This window comes from Streptomyces sp., from assembly GCF_031178505.1.
GTDB classification, from domain to species: domain Bacteria; phylum Actinomycetota; class Actinomycetes; order Streptomycetales; family Streptomycetaceae; genus Streptomyces; species Streptomyces gulbargensis.
In genome coordinates this window covers 1-17,191 of the sequence record NZ_JAPSIW010000057.1, presented here as the reverse complement: position 1 = coordinate 17,191, position 17,191 = coordinate 1, and the positions used below count along the sequence as shown (strand labels likewise).

13 protein-coding genes are annotated in these 17,191 nt (G+C 71.4%); 4 read left to right on the top strand and 9 right to left on the bottom strand.

Annotated elements, in window-relative coordinates; all coding sequences use genetic code 11:
* The 9 genes from RIF68_RS07335 to RIF68_RS07295 form a co-directional block, all read right to left on the bottom strand.
* The coding region (locus tag RIF68_RS07335) for a non-reducing end alpha-L-arabinofuranosidase family hydrolase (RefSeq protein ID WP_309050316.1) at positions 1-652 on the bottom strand (652 nt) is incomplete at its 3' end.
* Complete coding sequence (locus RIF68_RS07330) at positions 649-1,395, bottom strand: cupin domain-containing protein (RefSeq protein ID WP_309050318.1); 747 nt, start codon at positions 1,393-1,395, stop codon at positions 649-651. The genes RIF68_RS07330 and RIF68_RS07335, both read right to left, overlap by 4 nt.
* Positions 1,392-2,252, bottom strand: a complete 861-nt coding sequence (locus tag RIF68_RS07325) for a PmoA family protein (RefSeq protein WP_309050315.1) — start codon at positions 2,250-2,252, stop codon at positions 1,392-1,394. Before RIF68_RS07325 ends, RIF68_RS07330 begins: the two co-directional genes overlap by 4 nt.
* The gene (locus RIF68_RS07320; protein WP_309050314.1) at positions 2,249-3,295 is read right to left on the bottom strand and encodes a Gfo/Idh/MocA family oxidoreductase; all 1,047 of its coding nucleotides are present in this window, start codon (positions 3,293-3,295) and stop codon (positions 2,249-2,251) included. The genes RIF68_RS07325 and RIF68_RS07320 overlap by 4 nt, the downstream gene beginning before the upstream one ends.
* Positions 3,292-4,332 carry an endo-1,4-beta-xylanase gene (locus RIF68_RS07315; protein WP_309050313.1) on the bottom strand — a complete coding sequence of 347 codons (1,041 nt, stop codon included), beginning with the start codon at positions 4,330-4,332 and terminating at the stop codon, positions 3,292-3,294. Before RIF68_RS07315 ends, RIF68_RS07320 begins: the two co-directional genes overlap by 4 nt.
* A gap of 23 nt (positions 4,333-4,355) precedes the next feature.
* Positions 4,356-5,741 carry a glycoside hydrolase gene (locus RIF68_RS07310; RefSeq protein ID WP_309050312.1) on the bottom strand — a complete coding sequence of 462 codons (1,386 nt, stop codon included), beginning with the start codon at positions 5,739-5,741 and terminating at the stop codon, positions 4,356-4,358.
* A 36-nt stretch (positions 5,742-5,777) separates the two neighbouring features.
* Entirely contained in the window at positions 5,778-6,608 is an 831-nt protein-coding gene (locus tag RIF68_RS07305; protein WP_309050311.1) for a carbohydrate ABC transporter permease, read from the bottom strand.
* Complete coding sequence (locus tag RIF68_RS07300; RefSeq protein WP_375165080.1) at positions 6,605-7,594, bottom strand: carbohydrate ABC transporter permease; 990 nt, start codon at positions 7,592-7,594, stop codon at positions 6,605-6,607. The genes RIF68_RS07305 and RIF68_RS07300 overlap by 4 nt, the downstream gene beginning before the upstream one ends.
* On the bottom strand, positions 7,587-8,879 hold the full coding sequence (locus RIF68_RS07295; protein ID WP_309050310.1) for an extracellular solute-binding protein: 1,293 nt from the start codon (positions 8,877-8,879) through the stop codon (positions 7,587-7,589). Before RIF68_RS07295 ends, RIF68_RS07300 begins: the two co-directional genes overlap by 8 nt.
* Positions 8,880-9,112: 233 nt before the next feature.
* Here RIF68_RS07295 and RIF68_RS07290 point away from each other — a divergent pair, with 233 nt between their 5' ends.
* The 4 genes from RIF68_RS07290 to RIF68_RS07275 all read left to right on the top strand — a co-directional run bounded on the left by RIF68_RS07290 (position 9,113) and on the right by RIF68_RS07275 (position 17,150).
* Positions 9,113-10,126 carry a LacI family DNA-binding transcriptional regulator gene (locus tag RIF68_RS07290; protein WP_309050309.1) on the top strand — a complete coding sequence of 338 codons (1,014 nt, stop codon included), beginning with the start codon at positions 9,113-9,115 and terminating at the stop codon, positions 10,124-10,126.
* A 9-nt stretch (positions 10,127-10,135) separates the two neighbouring features.
* Positions 10,136-12,355, top strand: coding sequence for a glycoside hydrolase family 3 N-terminal domain-containing protein (locus RIF68_RS07285; protein ID WP_309050308.1), 2,220 nt, complete (start codon positions 10,136-10,138; stop codon positions 12,353-12,355).
* Positions 12,356-13,091: 736 nt separating this feature from the next.
* The gene (locus RIF68_RS07280; protein WP_309050307.1) at positions 13,092-14,534 is read left to right on the top strand and encodes an endo-1,4-beta-xylanase; all 1,443 of its coding nucleotides are present in this window, start codon (positions 13,092-13,094) and stop codon (positions 14,532-14,534) included.
* A gap of 450 nt (positions 14,535-14,984) precedes the next feature.
* Positions 14,985-17,150, top strand: coding sequence for a glycoside hydrolase family 9 protein (locus tag RIF68_RS07275; RefSeq protein ID WP_309050306.1), 2,166 nt, complete (start codon positions 14,985-14,987; stop codon positions 17,148-17,150).
* The last annotated feature ends 41 nt before the right edge of the window (positions 17,151-17,191 follow it).

The following is a 17,191-nucleotide window of genomic DNA, read 5'->3' as shown; positions in this document are numbered from 1 at the left end:
GCGCGACGGTGAAGTCCTTGAGCGAGGCCCATCCCGCCTTGGGCTGCGCCAGCGCGCCGGTCGAGGCCCAGCGGTACGTCGAGGGGAGGGCGCACGTGCCGGGGGTGCCGCCGGCGACCTTGACGAGTTGCCACTGCTGGTTGGCGCCGCCCCAGTCGTCGTACTGCACGATGTTCGCGTTGTCGGCGGTGGAGGCGCCCTGCACCTCGAGGGCCTTGCCGCTGTGGCGGGCGATGAGCCGCACGTGGCCGTCGGCGCTGTCGGCCAGGCGCCACTGCTGGTTGGTGCCGTTCAGGTCGGTCCACTGGACGACCGCGCCGCCGTTGGCGGTGGAGAAGTTGTGGACGTCCAGGACCTTGCCGGAGTGGCGGGACTTGACGCGGTAGTAGCCGCCGCCGGAGTCGACGAACTGCCACTGCTGCTGGTTCTGGTCGTTCCTGGTCCACTGGGTGATGCGGGCCCCGTCACCGGTCGCCAGGTTGTGGACGTCCAGGGCCTTGCCGCTGGTGCGGTTGACCAGCACGTACCAGGCGTTGGTGTCGACGGTCGCCGCGGCCGCGGGCGGGGCGGTGAGGAGACTCGCCCCGAGCAGCAAGGACGACAGGACCGCGAGGACGAGACTCAGGACGAGGGGTGGGCGGCGCAATCTCACCGGAAGAGCTCCTTCGGGGGTTGGGGGTGGGGTGGTTCCGACGGACCGCGCAGCGGCCGCGCCGGAAGGTCGGGGACGGAACAGGGCCACAGGAGGCCGCACATGCCGTGGAGCGGTTCCTCCGGGCGCTCCGGTCGCGACACTTCGCCGTGATCGAGGTGGGAGAGGTCTCCGGCCCGCAGGCGCTCCAGCTGACGGCCGGTCTCGGCGGCCGCGGCCAGGGGGCCGGCCCGCCAGCGTTTCCGCCAGTCGTCCAGGAGGTCCCTCTTCAGGCGGTGGGCCGCGGTGTGGAACTCCCGCAGCCCTCCTTCGCGCAGGGCCAGGAATCCCTCGATCGCCAGGTCTCGGCGGCGGCGCGCCGCCACGGCGTGGTCACCGGTCAGGGTGGCGGCCGCCCGGTAGGCCTCGGGATCGGCCAGCACGGGGGCGGGGAAGGTGAGGACGGCGTCGCCCGCCTCGGGCAGTCCGCCGTTCTGCATGAGGACCAGGAGGCGCAGTCCGCCGCCGTTGACCAGGCGGTGGATCGTGCCGGGGGTGAACCGGACGACGTCGCCGGGGCGGAGCGGGGTGTCGGCGAAGCCGGCCGTGGTGAGGGTCTGGACGCTGCCCTCACCGCCGGTGACGACGTAGGCCTCGGAGCAGACGAGGTGCATGTGGGGCGTGCCGCCGCGCAGCCCGTCGGCGGCCTCCCAGTCGTAGACGGTCAGGTCGGAGAGGCCCACGCCGCCGGGGAGCGGGGTCACCACGGGTGCTCCTCGACGTGGCGGGTCAGGCGCTCGGGGGTCCACGCGCCGTCGGCCACGACGATCCGGTAGCGGCGGGCCAGGGTGGCGCCCGGGGCCAGGGGCAGTTCCTCGTCGAACGCCAGGGACGGGTTGACGGCGGGAATGGGCTCGCTGCGGACGAACCAGCGGCCGGGGGTGTCCGGATCGTCCAGGAACAGGAGGGTGGAGGAGCGGTCGACCTCGTCGTGGCTGCCGGTGAAGGCCAGCCAGTCGCCCTTCTCGCCCATCGCGGGTCCGGTCACGTCGCCACCGGTGAAGGCCCGTGGGCCCCGCCAGAACAGTCCGGAGTATCCGGCGAGTTCCCTGCCCTGGGTGCCCGGACTGCCGAACGTCAGGGTGGTGTCGTGGACGTTGGTCAGCGTGGTGGTGACCTCCAGGGTCCAGGAGTCGTCCTCGACGTCCCGAGCGGTGAGGGTGCGGCGCTCGTCGATCCAGTGCTCCCCCGCGCTCGTGTGCCAGGCCAGGTCCTCGGTGATCACGGCGTGTCCGTGGCCCGTCTCGGCGGACAGGGTGAGGCTGCGCATCGTGCCGAGGTTCGGCAGGTCGACGTAGCCCTGCCCGCGCAGGTAGGTGCCGCCGCCCCAGAAGTTCTGTCCCGACACCCACGAGGCCGTCATCTGGATGCCCTTGTGCCAGCGGTGGTCGTGCGGCCGGTAACCGGTGACCACGTCGCCGGCGAGCGTGCGCACCGGATGCAGGTAGGGTTTCGGCGCCTCGAAGGGGTCCATGACCGGCCGGTGGACGTAGCGGAAGAGGTCGACCCCCCGTGCCCGGACGGTCAGGGAGTCCCCGGCTCCCCGGAGGGTGAGCGTCATCGGAACACCTCCGGGCGGCCTCCGTTGAGCGAGCCGTAGAACGGGTCGGCGGCGTCGATCTCGCCGCGCCGGACGGGCAGGCCGGTGATCGCGGCCTTGTAGAGGGCGGTGACCAGTTCCATCGTGGGCCTGCCGAGATCGGGCCGGATCCCCGCCTCGTAACCGTCCAGGAGGTCCGCGAGCTGGGCGGCGTGCGAACTGGGCGGACCGTCCGGTGGCTCCCACGTCACGCCGGGCGACCGGGCGGTGAAGGTCCAGTCCGCCGGGGAGTAGCCGTACAGATGGCGGAGCTCGACCGTGGCGTCGGTGAGGTCGAACCGCAGGTAGCTCTCCTCGCGCGGGGAGAGGACGCTGTTGACGACGGTGGCGATGGCTCCGTTCTCGAAGCGGACCAGGGCCGCGGACACGTCCTCGGTCTGGACGTCGCGGTCGAGGCGGCCGGCCATGGCGCGCACCTCGGCCCAGGCGCCGAGTGCGTGGAGCATCAGGTCCATCTGGTGGATGCCGTGGCCCAGGGTCGGACCGCCGCCCTCGCTCCGCCAGGTGCCGCGCCAGGGCACGCCGTAGTAGGCGTCGTCGCGGTACCACGCGGTGACGCACTGGGCCACCAGCGGACGGCCCAGGGTCCCGGCCGTGATCCGGTCGCGGAGGTAGCGGGCCCCCGGGCCGTACCGGTGCTGGAACACCGCGCCCGCGGCGGCGGGCCCCTCGGCGGCGCGGATCCGGTCGAGTTCGGCCAGCGACAGGGCCACCGGCTTCTCGCACCACACCCACGCGCCCGACTCCAGGCAGGCGACGGCCTGTTCGGCGTGCAGGAAGGGCGGGGTGCACAGGTGCACGAGGTCCGGGCTCTGCTCCTGGAGCATCGTGCGCAGGTCGGTGTAGACCGCGGGGACACCGTGCTCGGCCGCGAAGGCCTCGGCGCGCGCCGCGTCCACGTCGACGGCGGCCACGATCTCGGCCCGGTGGGCCTGCGTCCGCAGCGCGGGTACGTGGCAGATGCCCGCGATCCCGCCCGTACCGACGATCGCCGTTCGTATCATCCGCCCAGCACCTTCCTGATCGCGTGGTAGGCGGGCTTGGGTGCCAGGTTCTCGTCGTAGGGCAGCGCGGCGCCCTCCCCGGGGAAGACGGCGGGGATCCACGAGTACTTGTCCGTGTAGTCCCAGAGGGTGATGCCGACGCATTTCCTGACCGCCAGGCAGGCCCGCACGTAGTCGGCGTACCAGGTGGCCTGGGTGGCGAGTTTCTCCGGGGTGGCGGGGAGCGTCATCCGGATGTCGAGTTCGGTGACCGCGACCTCGACGCCGAGGTCGGCGAAGCGCTGCATGTTCTGCCGGACGTCGGTGGGGAAGCCGTACTGGAGCGCCAGGTGGCCCTGGATGCCGAAGCCCTCCACGGGGACGCCGTCGGCCTTCAGCTGCTTGATCAGATGGAAGTAGGCGTCGCTCTTGGGGCCGATCCCGTCGACGTTGTAGTCGTTGAGGTACAGCTTGGCGTGCGGATCGGCCTCGTGGGCCCAGCGCAGGGCGTCGGCGATGTAGCCGGGGCCGAGCGTTTTGTAGAAGAGGGACTCGCGGTAGGTGCCGTCCTCGTTGAAGGCCTCGTTGACGACGTCCCAGTGGATGACCTGGCCCTTGTAGTGCCGGACCACCGTCCGGATGTGGTTCCTCAGGACGGCGCGCAGCTCGTCGGCGGTCCAGCTGCGCTCGGTGAGCCAGGCGGGGAGCTGGCTGTGCCAGACGAGGGTGTGGCCGCGGACCTTCTGGTGGTGGGCCTTGGCGAAGGCCACGACCTCGTCGCCGGCGGTGAAGTCGAAGACGCCGCGTTCGGGTTCGGTGGCGTACCACTTCATGGCGTTGCCGGGGGTGGTCTGCCCGAACTCGCTGCCGAGGAGCTTCAGGTAGGCCGCGTCGGTGAATTCGGGGTTGTCGGTGGCGGAGCCGAAGTACTTGTGGTGCTTCCTGGCGAGTTCGGCGAGCGTCCTGGGACGGGGTTCGGCGGCCGCGGGCTCGGCGGCGAGACCGGCCGCGAGGCAGAGGGTGGCGGAGAGGGCGACGAGATGCCGGGACAGGGACATGGGTGACTCCTCGGGCGTGGGGGTCAGTCGAGGACGATCGTGGTCAGCGCGCGCGGGGCGAGCGTCGCCGTGAGGGTCGTCCCGCGCACGGAGACGACGTCGGCCGGGGTGATCGAGCGGGTCCCGTCGGTGACGTAGGCGTCGGGGTGCCGGTCGTGGCCGCCGCGGAGGGTGAAGGCGGCCGAGGTCTCGGTGGTCGCGGTGTTGAGGATCTCGATCACGCGGCTGCCGCCGGTGTTGCGGAAGGCCGTGATCTTCAGTGCCGGGTCGGTGTTCGTGACCGGTACGCGGACGGCGCCCGGGCGGATGAAGCGGCTGAAGGCGGCCAGCGCCCAGTAGCGTTTGGAGACCCGGTACGCGTCACCGGGGTCGGCGAGCTGGATGAGCCCCCGGGTCGCGCCGAGGGAGGCGCCGGTCCAGTAGACGTAGGCGTTGGCGTTGCCGACGGTGAGGGTGTTCTGGATGTCGGCCGCGACGGTGAGGCCGTCGTAGCCGCTGCCGTCGTCCCAGTTCTCGTTCCAGGTGGTGCCGTCCGGCGACCATTCCGACATCCACACGCGCTTGTCGGTCGGCTGCGGGACGTCGGTGGGACCGCTGTAGCGGTGGCCGGTGACGGTCCGTACGGCCCTGTCGGCCTCGGGGTCCGCCTCGATGGCCTCCGTGTAGGCGACCTGCCGGTCCCAGCCGGCGGCGTCGCAGCAGACGATTCCGGTCCTCAGTCCGGACGCGCGGACGGTCGGCCCGAGCACCTTGAGGAAGTCGACGGCCTGCCGCGGGGTGAACCGCATCGAGGCGTACGTCGCCGTCCAGTCGGGTTCGTTGGTGAACCCGAGGTCGGTGATCCTGACGCCTTCGCGCTGGTAGAACTTCACGTACTGGACCAGGTAGTTCGCGTAGGCCTGGCGCCACGCGGGCAGCAGTTCACCGCCGTCGTTCTCGCTGCCGTTGGTCTTCATGAAGGCCGGCGCGCTCCAGGCGTCGGCGAAGAAGCGTTCGACGCCGTACGCCTTCGCGTCCTTGGCGAGCCGGACCTGCCCGCCGTCCCAGCCGTCCCAGACGTATGTGGGGGTGGCGTCCGGGCCGCCGGGATCGGTCGGCAGGATCGTCGGCATGTGGTCGTAGACGCGGTCGGTCGACGACCCGATGCCCAGGCGCAGGATCGACAGGCCCGCGCCCTTCTCCTTGCTGAGCAGCAGGTCGAGCACCTCGTGCCGTTTGGCGGGGCTGAGGCCGCGCGCGCCGTAGAGCAGGTCGGCCCGCTGGAAGGCCATGGAGAAGCCGAATCCGTCGATGGGCTGGAGTGCGGCGCGGAAGTCGACGACGGGGCCCGGCGGGTCCGCCGCGGGGGTGGGCGCCGACAGCGATGTGAGCGCTAACACAACAGCGGTCAGCAGGGTCAGGCGTTTCACGGGGTCTCCTCGGGGGTGGAGGTCGCGCGGGACGGGTCAGCCCTTGGTGGCGCCCGCGGTGAGGCCGCCGATGAGCTGGCGTTCGGCGACGGCGTAGAAGGCGAGCGCGGGGACCATGGCGAGGACGATGTAGGCGAGGACGAGTGCGTAGTCGGTCGAGTACTGGCCCTGGAACTGCTGGACGCCGACCGGGATCGTCTGCCATGTCGGATCGTTGAACACCAGCAGCGGCAGGAAGAAGTTGTTCCAGCTCGCGACGACCGCCAGCACCGAGACCGTACCGAGTGCCGGGCGCGCCATCGGCAGGAGGATCCTCCAGAAGAAGCGGAACTTGCCGCAGCCGTCCATGACGGCCGCCTCCTCGATCTCCGCCGGGATCGTCCGGAAGAAGCCGCGCAGGATGACGATCGTCATCGGGAGTCCGAAGGCCGCCTGCGGGAGGATCACCCCGAGCGGATTGTCGAGCAGGCCGAAGGTGCGCAGCATGAGGAAGAGCGGCAGGACGGCCACGGCGAACGGGAACATCAACCCGATCGTGAAGAGGGTGTAGAACAGCTCCCTGCCCCGGAAGGCGTAGCGGGCCAGAACGAACGCCGCCATCGCGGAGGCCGCCACCGTGCAGAACGCCGTGCCGATGGCGATGCCCGCGCTGTTGGCGATCTGCCGCCAGAACATCCCGTCGCCGAGGATGCCGGTGTAGTTGCCGGCCTTCCACCGTTCCGGGAGCCCGAAGGGGTTCGTCGTGAGCTCGCCGGTGCTCTTGAACCCGGAGATCACCGCGTAGATCAGCGGTACGGCGACGAACGCGGCGATCAGCCAGACCACGGCGTGCAGCGAGAGGCCGCGTGCCGCCCTGCGGGCGTTCATCGGCCGCCTCCCGCGGTGACGGCGCCGCTCAGGTCACGGCGGAGCACGTAACGCTGGTAGAAGAGGGAGAAGACCAGGCTGATCATGAACAGCACCACGCTGATCGCACTGGCGTAGCCGACCTGGTACCGCTTGAACCCGAACTGGAACATCGCGATCGCCATCGTCTCGGAGGAGTGGTTGGGCCCGCCCGCGGTCATGACCCAGACGAGGTCGAAGAGCTGGATGGACCCGATGATCGAAAGGAAGACGCTGATCCGGATCGTCGGGCCGAGCAACGGCAGCGTCACGTGCCGGAAGCGCTGCCAGGCGCCGGCGCCGTCGATGGCCGCGGCCTCGAGGATCTCGGACGGGATGCTCTGCAGTCCGGCGAGGAAGAGCATCATGTGGAAGCCGAAGTACTTCCAGATCATGACCACGAACAGGGTCGGCATGACCGTCGAGGGGTCGGCGAGCCACTTGCCCTGCAACCCCTCCAGGCCCACGAGCCCGACGAGGTGATCGGCCATGCCGGTGCCGGGCAGGAAGATCATCGTGAAGAGGACCGCCGTCACCACTTCGGACAGGATGTACGGCGCGAAGAACAGCATCCGGTAGACGGCCCGGCCGCGCAGCCTCTGGTTGAGCAGGACCGCGGTGAACAGGGCGAACGGCAGTTGCACCGTGATCGACAGGACGATCAGGTACAGGCCGCGTCCCAGGTCGCCGAGGAAGACCGGGTCGCCGAAGAGCTTGGTGTAGTTGGCGAAGCCGACGAAGTCGTCCAGGGGGCCGATGCCGCCCCATTTGAAGAAGCCGGTGTAGACGGCGACGACGATCGGGGCGAGGACGAAGACGAGGAAGAGGACCAGAGCCGGGACGAGGAACCACGCGACCGAGGCCCAGTCCCCCCACGCGCGTGGACGTGACCGGACCGGGGCGGGCGGGTGCGGCGGTACGGCCCTGTCCGTCCGCTCCTTCGTCAGGGTGGTCTCGGCGCTAGGCACCCTTCGCAGCCTCGGTGATCGACGCGGTGACCTGCTCGGGCGTCTTCCGGCCCGCGATGAGGTCGGCGACGCTGTCGTTGACCTCCTGTCCGACCGCCGGAGGGTAGGCCTGGTCGAGGAAGAGCTGGAAGCCCGTCGCCTTGGTCAGGCTCTCCGCCACCACCTTCTTGTTGGCGTCGGTGAGGAGGCTCTCCGCGCCCTTGACCACCGGCAGGTAGCCGTTGGAGGCCAGCAGCTTCGGCTCGTTCTCCAGGACGAAGAACTTCAGGAAGTCGAGCGCCTCCTTCGGGGCGCCCTTGCGCAGCGCGAAGCCTCCGCCGCCGCCGAACACGTCGGTGGCCCGGCCCGCGCCGCCCTCCACGGTCGGGAAGGGGAAGAAGCCCAGGTCCGGCCCGAGGTCGGCGCCCGCGTCCTTCTGCACGGAAGGACCCCACTGCCCCATCAGCTCCATGGCGGCCTTGCCGTTGCCCATGGTCGCGGCCTGCCCGCCGGGGGTGGCGTAACCGGCTCCGAGGAAGGCCGGCTGGAACGGCTGGAGGTCGACCAGCTCCTTGAGGTGGGCACCCGCCCGGACGAATCCGGCTCCGGTGAAGTCCTTGGTCGTGGCCGCCTCCTGCAGGGCGGGGAGCCCGGCGACGCGCATCGCGAGGTAGGCCCAGTAGTAGTGGCCCGGCCACTTCTCCTTGCCCGCGAGGGCGATCGGGGTGATGCCGGCCGCCTTGAGCTTCCTGACGTCCTCGAGGAGTTCGGCCCAGGTGGCCGGAGGGGAGGTGATCCCGGCTCGGGCGAAGAGTTTCCTGTTGTACCAGAAGCCGACCATGCCGATGTCGTAGGGCACCGCGTAGGTCCGGCCGTCGAACTGGTAGGCCTCCAGGGAGACCGGGGTGAGCCGGGACGACCAGTCGAGGAGATCGGTGAGGTCCTCGACCAGTCCCGCGTCGGCCTGCTGTCGCAGCACACCCCCGCCCCAGGTCTGGAAGACGTCGGGGAGTTTGCCCGAGGAAGTGGTCGCGGTCAGCTTGGACTTGAACGCCTCGTTCTCCAACGAGGTCGTGTTGATCGTGATGTTCGGATGAGCGGCCGTGAACGCCGCGGAGATCTGCGGGAAGAGGGACTTGCCCGGTTCCGTCGTCGCGATGTTCCACCACGCGAAGGACACGGTGCCGTCGGCCGCCGGTCCGCCGCCGGAGTCGCCGGCGCCGCAGGCCGCGGTCAGGGAGACGGAGAGGGCGGACAAGCCCGAGAGAGCGAGGAAGCTCCGTCGGCTCGGGAGGGTGCTGGCCATGGGACCTCCGGGGTGGGGAATGCCGGTTCGTGCCCGAAAATGTTTCGAAATACTCTCGAATTGCGTGCTGCCACAAACTAGGAACGTGCGGCTTATCGGTCAAGGCCTCGCGCTGAATTATCTTTGGGCAACGCGGTGTTCACAGGGTTGACAAGCAGGTCGAGCCGCCCGGAAACTCATCGAAAGTTTGCGATACCTGTCGCCGGCCGAAGGCACCGCGCAGAGGAGAGAAGTTGAGTGAGCAGCGCCCGACCCTGGCCGTCATCGCCGCGGAAGCGGGGGTCTCCCAGGCCACCGTGTCCAAGGTGATCAACGGCCGCTCCGATGTCGCGCCCTCGACCCGCGAACGGATCGAGGGTCTGCTGCACGCGCACAACTACCTCCCGCCGGGCCGGCAGGGCAGGGCCCGCAGATCGGGTCTCGTCGACCTGATCATCGGCGGTCTGGACAGCGCGTGGGCGGTGGAGATCCTGCGCGGTGTGGAGGCCGAGTGCGCCCAGCGGAGCGTCGGCACCGTCGTGTCGCTGGTCCCGCCGGGCGAGGCCACGCCGTCCAGCTGGGCCGCGCTGCCGGTCCTGCACCACAGCGACGGCGTCATCCTCGTCACCGCCTCGGTCACCCGCGCCCAGCGTGCCCAGGTCGAACGGGCCGGAGTGGCGCTCGTCGTCATCGACCCGATCGACCTGCCGGGCAACGGCGTGCCGAGCGTGGGAGCGACCAACTGGGCCGGCGGCCTCGCCGCCACCGAGCACCTGCTGGAGCTGGGGCACCGCCGGATCGCCGCGATCGGCGGGCGCAAGGAGATGCTGTGCAGCCAGGCCCGCATCGACGGGTACCGGGCCGCCCTGGAACGGGCCGGGATCGAGGTCGACCGTGACCTGATCCGGTTCGGCGACTTCCAGCACGAAGGCGGTTTCCGGTGCGCCCGGGAGCTGCTGGCCCTCCCCGAGCCCCCGACCGCCGTCTTCGCCGGCAGCGACCAGCAGGCGATGGGCGTCTACGAAGCCGCCCGGCAGGGCGGACTGAGCATCCCGCAGGACCTCAGCGTCGTCGGCTTCGACGACCTGCCGATGTGCGACTGGCTGTCACCGCCGCTGACGACGGTACGCCAGCCGCTGGAGGAGATGGGCCGGGTCGCCGCCCGCACCCTGTTCCAGCTCCTGGAGGGCCAGTCCCTGGTCAGCCCGCGGATGGAGCTCTCGACCGAACTGAAGGTCCGGCTCTCCACCGCCCCGCCTCGTCCCTAGGAGAACCTCTTGAACGAGCCCTGGCGTGACCCCCTCCTGCCCGCGTCCGTGCGCGTCGCCGACCTGCTGAAGCGGATGACGCTGGAGGAGAAGGTGGGGCAGCTCGCCGGTTTCTGGGCGCTGCCCTCGGATCCGGGAGCGCCCGTCGCCCCCATGGAGGACGATTCCGGCGAGCCCGCGCCCGGCCTCGACGACATCGTCGCCCATGGGCTCGGCCAGCTCACCCGGGTGTTCGGCACCGCCCCGGTCACCGCGGAAGCCGGCATGGAGCGGCTCGCCTCGCTCCAGCGGCAGGTGACCGGTTCCGGCCGGTTCGGGATCCCCGCGGTCGCGCACGAGGAGTGCCTGACCGGGTTCATGACGTTCGGAGCGACGGTTTTCCCGGGGCCGCCGGCCTGGGGGGCGTCCTTCGATCCCGGACTCGTACGCCGGATGGCCGCGGCGATCGGCGCCGGGATGCGGCGGGTCGGCGTCCACCAGGGGCTGGCACCGGTGCTCGACGTGGTCCGCGACTACCGGTGGGGCAGGACCGAGGAGTGCATCGGCGAGGACCCCTATCTCGTCGGGGCGATCGGCACCGCGTACGTACAGGGGCTGGAGGGCGCCGGCGTCGTGGCGACGCTCAAGCACTTCGCCGGGTACTCGGCCTCGCGCGGCGGCCGGAACATGGCCCCCGTCTCGTCGGGTCCCCGTGAGTTCGCCGACGTACTCGTGGAGCCCTTCGTACGGGCCCTGCGCGAGGGCGGCGCCCGGTCGGTGATGAACAGCTACACCGACGTGGACGGCGTCCCCGTGGCCGCCGACGAACGGCTGCTGACCGATCTGCTCAGGGGTGAGCTCGGATTCGACGGTGTCGTGGTCGCCGACTACTACTCCGTCTCCTTCCTGGAGACCCGGCACGGCGTCACCGATTCGCGTGGCGCGGCCGGCGCGCTGGCGCTGACCGCCGGAATCGACGTCGAGCTGCCGACGGCCCGCTGTTACGGTGAGCCGCTGACCGCGCTCGTGCGGGCGGGGAGCGTGTCCGAGGAGCTCGTCGACCGGGCCGCGGAACGCGTCCTGCTGCAGAAGGCCGAACTGGGCCTGCTCGACCCCGGCTGGGAGCCCGTCGAGCCCGAGCCGGTCGACCTCGACCCGCCGGAGAACCGGGCACTGGCCAGGCTGCTGGCCGAACGGTCCACCGTGCTGCTCGCCAACGACGGCATCCTGCCGCTGCGGCCCTGCCGGGTCGCGGTCCTCGGGCCGTACGCCGACGATCCGCAGTCCTTCCTCGGCTGCTACTCCTTCCCCAACCACGTCGCGCTGCCCGGTGACCCCGGCCTGGAGATACCGACGCTGGCGGAGGCGCTGACCGCCGCCGGGTTCACGGTCACCGCGGACGACCCGGAGGTGAACGTGCTGGTGCTCGGTGACCGGGCCGGCATGTTCGGCCGGGGGACCTCGGGGGAGGGCTGCGACGCCGAGACCCTCGATCTGCCCGGCGACCAGGCCGCCTTCGCCTCCGCCGTGCTCGACTCCGGGGTGCCGACCGTCCTGGTCCTCGTCTCCGGGCGGCCCTACGCGCTCGGCTCCCTGGCCGAGCGGGCGTCGGCCGTGATCCAGGCCTTCTTCCCCGGTGAGGAGGGCGGGACGGCGCTGGCCCGGATCATCAGCGGGGCCGCGGAGCCGTCCGGACGGCTGCCCCTCTCCCTCCCCCGGCGGGCCGGCGGCCAGCCCGGCACCTACCTGCGTTCGAGGCTCGCCGGGCCCACCGACTGGAGCTCGGTGGACCCGACTCCGCTGTTCCCCTTCGGGCACGGTCTCAGCTGGACCCGGTTCAGCTACGCGGAGCTCGCGGTGGACCCCGTCGCGGCGACGGACGGAGCCGTCACCGTCGCGGTCACCGTGCGCAACGTCGGCGAGGTGGCGGGGACGGAGGTGGTCCAGCTGTACCTCTCGGATCCCGAGGCGTCCGTCGTCCGGCCGCAGCGGTGGCTCGCCGGCTTCGGCAGGGTCGAGCTGGCGCCGGGCGCGGCCGCCCGGGTCACCTTCTCCGTCCATGCCGACCGGACCTCGTTCACCGGGGTCGACCTGCGGAGAAGAGTGGAACCCGGGGAGATCGGCGTGGCCGTGGGACGGTCCAGCGGCGACCTTCCGCTCCAGGGCTCCTTCACTCTGCGGGGCCCCGTACGTCATCCGGGGGCCGACCGGGTGCTGTCCGTGCCGGTCGAGATCGTCCCGGTGCCATGAGCGCGTTCTCGGGCGATCCCGTGCCGCCGGGCGCCCCGCACGCCTGGGGGTACGCATCCGCGGCGTCCGCCACGCCTTCGCCTGCGCGGCGCGGGGCGGCGCCCGGCGGGACCTGACCACCTTCGGCGCCACCTTCCCCGCGCCCCTGTTCACCGGCGTCCAGCCCGGTGCGTACGCGATGTCGCACGGCCGTCCGTCCACCGGCCGTGCCCCTTTCCCGTGGTTCGACCTCACGTATCCCCGCCGGCGGGAATCGTCCCGACTCGGCGGGGCCGACGGAAATCGCCCTCCTCGTGATGCCGCCCGCTCACGGAAAGCGGACCGTTTCCACCCTTCGCGGGTGACGCGTCGTCCGGGGAAATCCTCCACCGGGAGGTCACCGGTGCGTCCGGCGCGTGTGCGCCAACGGCGACGCCGCCGCCCTCCGCGCACGAAGTCGCAGCTCAGGGGTGCTCCGCGTCGAAAGCATGTCGGTGCGGAGCGGGCTCATGAATTCCTCCGCCGGACGACTCCGAGGGACCGCGATCCCGAAAAACTTCGAAACCGTTGACATGTCCCTGCGGTATTTCCAGACTGAATTCCGAAGCGGTGTCACACCTTTTCTCCGCCACGGTGCCGGCCTTGACAGGGCCGCGCCCTGACGAACGCGCCCTTTTCCCTGGACGCGGACACCGCAGACGCGGATGCACTCCGCCGCACCCCCTCCCCGCGTGATGTCCGTCCTGGAGGTTCCTTCATGCGTTCACCCACCCTTTCCCCGCCCACCGTCCGCCGCAGAATCGGCAGCCTGTGCGCGGCCCTGATCGTCGGCTTCCTCGGCTCCGCCACCGTGCTGGTGGCTCCGCCGGCCGCGGACGCCGCCGAGACCACACTCGGTCGCGCCGCGGCGCAGAGCGGCCGCTACTTCGGCACCGCCATCGCCTCGGGGCGGCTCAACGACCCGGCGTACACGACGATCGCGAGCCGCGAGTTCAACTCGGTGACCGCCGAGAACGAGATGAAGATCGACGCCACCGAACCGCAGCAGGGGCAGTTCAACTTCACCGCCGGTGACCGTGTCCTCAACTGGGCGGTCCAGAACGGCAAGCAGGTGCGGGGGCACACCCTGGCCTGGCACTCCCAGCAGCCCGGCTGGATGCAGAACCTGAGCGGTGGCGCGCTGCGCCAGGCCATGATCAACCACATCAACGGCGTGATGGCCCACTACAAGGGCAAAATCACCCAGTGGGACGTCGTCAACGAGGCCTTCGTCGACGGCACCTCGGGCGCCCGGCGCGACTCCAACCTGCAGCGCACCGGCAACGACTGGATCGAGGTCGCCTTCCGTACCGCGCGCGCCGCCGACCCGGCCGCCAAGCTCTGCTACAACGACTACAACGTCGAGAACTGGACCTGGGCCAAGACGCAGGCCATGTACGCCATGGTGCGGGACTTCAAGCAGCGCGGCGTGCCCATCGACTGCGTCGGCTTCCAGTCCCACTTCAACAACGACAGCCCCTACCACAGCAACTTCCGCACCACGCTGCAGAACTTCGCCGCCCTCGGCGTCGACGTGGCCATCACCGAGCTCGACATCCAGGGCGCCTCGCCCACCACGTACGCCAACGTGGTGGGCGACTGCCTGGCCGTCCCGCGCTGTGTCGGCATCACCGTCTGGGGCGTGCGGGACACCGACTCGTGGCGGGCGGAACACACGCCGCTGCTGTTCAACGGTGACGGCAGCAAGAAGCCCGCGTACTCCTCCGTCCTCAACGCGCTCAACGCCGTCTCCCCCACCCCGCCTCCGACCCCCTCCCCCGGCACCGGGCCGATCAAGGGCGTCGCCTCGGGCCGCTGTCTCGACGTACCCGGATCCACCACGACGGACGGCACGCAACTCCAGCTGTGGGACTGCAACAACCGCACCAACCAGCAGTGGACCTACACCGCCGGAGGTGAGCTCCGCGTCTACGGCGACAAATGCCTGGACGCCGCCGGCACCGCCAACGGCGCCAAGGTGCAGATCTACAGCTGCTGGGGCGGCGACAACCAGAAGTGGCGCCTCAACTCCGACGGGTCGATCGTCGGCGTCCAGTCCGGCCTCTGCCTCGACGCCGCCGCCAACGGCACCGCCAACGGGACCCTGATCCAGCTCTACTCCTGCTGGAACGGCGCCAACCAGCGCTGGTCCCGATCCTGATCCTGCCCGTGATCCGCCCCGTGCCCGTCGCTCCCACCGGAGTGACGGGCACGGCCGGCCCGGGGCGGTGCGCCGGGCGGAGGGCGGGGTGCCGTCGTACGCGTCCGGCCCTGGGTATTTCCCGGTGCCGTCCGGGCCGTTGACGGTTCGGTGGGGCGTCACTACTCTGCGCCCCGAATCCCCTGACCCCCGGCCCTGGTCCCACACCGCGCATTTTGGGAGCGCTCCCACGAGCCTCTCCGAGTACCGGCGGCCACCGCGCCGCCGTCGCGGGGCCCGCCGACCACGGCGGTCCCCTCCGCTCCACCGGCCCCCGGGCGGGGACCGGCGATCCGCGTCACCTCACGCCCCGTGCACCCGGGCGGGCGTCCGGCCGCCGGAGGGACCTTCCGTCCCACCGGCACAGGGGCCTGCTCGCCCGGGCACACTCCCCTCCCGAAGGAGCCGCACATGCACCGCACCGCACCCCCGTTACTCCGCCGCCCCCTCCACCTCTCCGCCGCGCTCCTGACGGGTGCGCTCCTCCTCGGCGGACTCGCGACCGCGCCCGCCGCCGAGGGCGCGTCCACCACGGCGGCGGCGACCACGGCCGTCCGCGTCAACCAGGTCGGCTACCTGCCCGACGGGCCGAAGCGCGCCACCGTCGTCACGACCGCGGCGCAGGCGCTCGGCTGGCAGTTGCGGAACGCGGCCGGGACGGTGGTCGCCTCCGGCTCGACCGTCCCGCGCGGCGCGGACGCCCCTTCCGGGCAGTCCCTCCAGGTGGCCGACTTCTCGTCCCACCGGGAGACGGGCAACGGATACGTCCTGACCGTGGACGGCAGCAGCAGCGTTCCCTTCGACATCCGCGCGAACCTCTACGACACGCTGCGCTCCGACGCGATGGCGTTCTTCCACCACCAGCGCAGCGGCATCGCGATCGACGCCTCGCTGGTGGGTTCCGCCTACGCGCGCCCGGCCGGACACCTCGGCGTCGCACCCAACAAGGGCGACACCTCCGTCCCCTGCCAGGCCACCGTGTGCGACTACACCCGGGACGTCAGGGGCGGCTGGTACGACGCCGGTGACCACGGCAAGTACGTGGTCAACGGCGGCCTCTCCACCTGGCTGCTCGTCAACTCCTTCGAGCGCGCCGACCGGGCCGGCAAGGGAGCCGCGCTGGGCGACTCCACCCTGCGCGTGCCCGAGCGCGGGAACGGCGTACCCGACGTCCTCGACGAGGCGCGGTGGGAGCTCGACTTCCTCATGCGGATGCAGGTGCCGGAGGGCAAGCCGTACGCGGGCATGGCGTTCCACAAGATCCACGACGCGGCCTGGACCGGCATGCCGATGCGCCCCGAGCAGGACCCCCAGCCGCGTGAACTGCACCGCCCGTCGACGGCGGCGACCCTCAACCTCGCGGCGGCCGCCGCGCAGTGCGCCCGGGTCTTCCGCCCGTACGACTCCGCCTACGCCGACCGCTGCCTGTCGGCCGCCCGCCAGGCATGGAGCGCCGCGAGGGCCAACCCCGCGGTGTACGCGCCGGATTCCGACAGCACGGGCGGCGGACCCTACGGGGACACGCGGGTCACCGACGAGTTCTACTGGGCCGCCGCCGAGCTGTACGCGGCGACCGGCGAGAGCGTCTACCGGGACGCGGTCACCTCCTCGCCCTGGCACACCTCCGCCGACGCCTTCAGCCCCTACGGATTCGGCTGGGCCGACACCGCCGCGCTCGGCCGGCTGGTACTGGCCACCGTGCCCACCGGGCTGCCCGCGGCCGACACCGCCCGGATCCGCTCCTCCGTGACCGCCGCGGCCGACGGCTACCTGGCCAGGATGGCCGCCCAGGGGTACGCCGTGCCCGTCCCTGCGGACGGGTACTTCTGGGGCTCGAACGGCGAGGTCGCCAACGACGCGATCGTCATGGCCGTCGCCGGGGAGCTGACGGGCGAGGCGCGCTACCGCGCCGGCGCCCTGGAGACCATGGACTACCTGCTGGGCCGCAACGCCCTGGGTCTGTCCTACGTCACCGGCCACGGCGAGACGACCTCGCAGAACCAGCACCACCGCTTCTGGGCCCACCAGCTGGACCCCTCGCTGCCCCGCCCGCCGGCCGGTTCCCTCGCGGGCGGGCCCAACAGCGGGCTCCAGGACCCGGTGGCCCAGGAGAAGCTCGCCGGCTGCGCCCCCGCGGCCTGCTACATCGACCACGTCGACTCGTACTCGACCAACGAAGTGGCGATCAACTGGAACGCCCCGCTGGCCTGGCTCGCCGCCTACGCCGCCGAGCGGGCCTCCACCGGCGGTGAACCGCCGGCCGCCTCCTGCGCGGTCACCTACCGGGTGGACAACGCCTGGAACACCGGATTCACCGCGAACGTCACCGTCAGGAACACCGGCCCGACGGCCGTCGAGGGGTGGCAGCTGGCCTGGACGTACCCGGGCGGCCAGCGCGTCACGGGCTCCTGGAACGCCACCGTCACCCAGAGCGGCAGCACCGTCGGCGCCCGCAACACCGACTGGAACCGGACCCTCGCCCCCGGTGCGACGGTGAGCTTCGGGGTCCAGGGGACCCACAGCGGTGCGAACCCCTCCCCCACGGCCTTCACCCTCAACGGCGACGCCTGCGCCTGACCGTCGCCGTGCGGGGCCCGGACGGACCCCACCGGCCCGGC

What these genes read in the sequence shown, in the direction of transcription:
- RIF68_RS07325 (WP_309050315.1), bottom strand. Translation starts at nt 2,252, where the DNA reads ATGACGCTCACCCTCCGGGGAGCCGGGGACTCCCTGACCGTCCGGGCA.
- RIF68_RS07320 (WP_309050314.1), bottom strand. Translation starts at nt 3,295, where the DNA reads ATGATACGAACGGCGATCGTCGGTACGGGCGGGATCGCGGGCATCTGC.
- RIF68_RS07315 (WP_309050313.1), bottom strand. Translation starts at nt 4,332, where the DNA reads ATGTCCCTGTCCCGGCATCTCGTCGCCCTCTCCGCCACCCTCTGCCTC.
- RIF68_RS07305 (WP_309050311.1), bottom strand. Translation starts at nt 6,608, where the DNA reads ATGAACGCCCGCAGGGCGGCACGCGGCCTCTCGCTGCACGCCGTGGTC.
- RIF68_RS07295 (WP_309050310.1), bottom strand. Translation starts at nt 8,879, where the DNA reads ATGGCCAGCACCCTCCCGAGCCGACGGAGCTTCCTCGCTCTCTCGGGC.
- RIF68_RS07280 (WP_309050307.1), top strand. Translation starts at nt 13,092, where the DNA reads ATGCGTTCACCCACCCTTTCCCCGCCCACCGTCCGCCGCAGAATCGGC.
- RIF68_RS07275 (WP_309050306.1), top strand. Translation starts at nt 14,985, where the DNA reads ATGCACCGCACCGCACCCCCGTTACTCCGCCGCCCCCTCCACCTCTCC.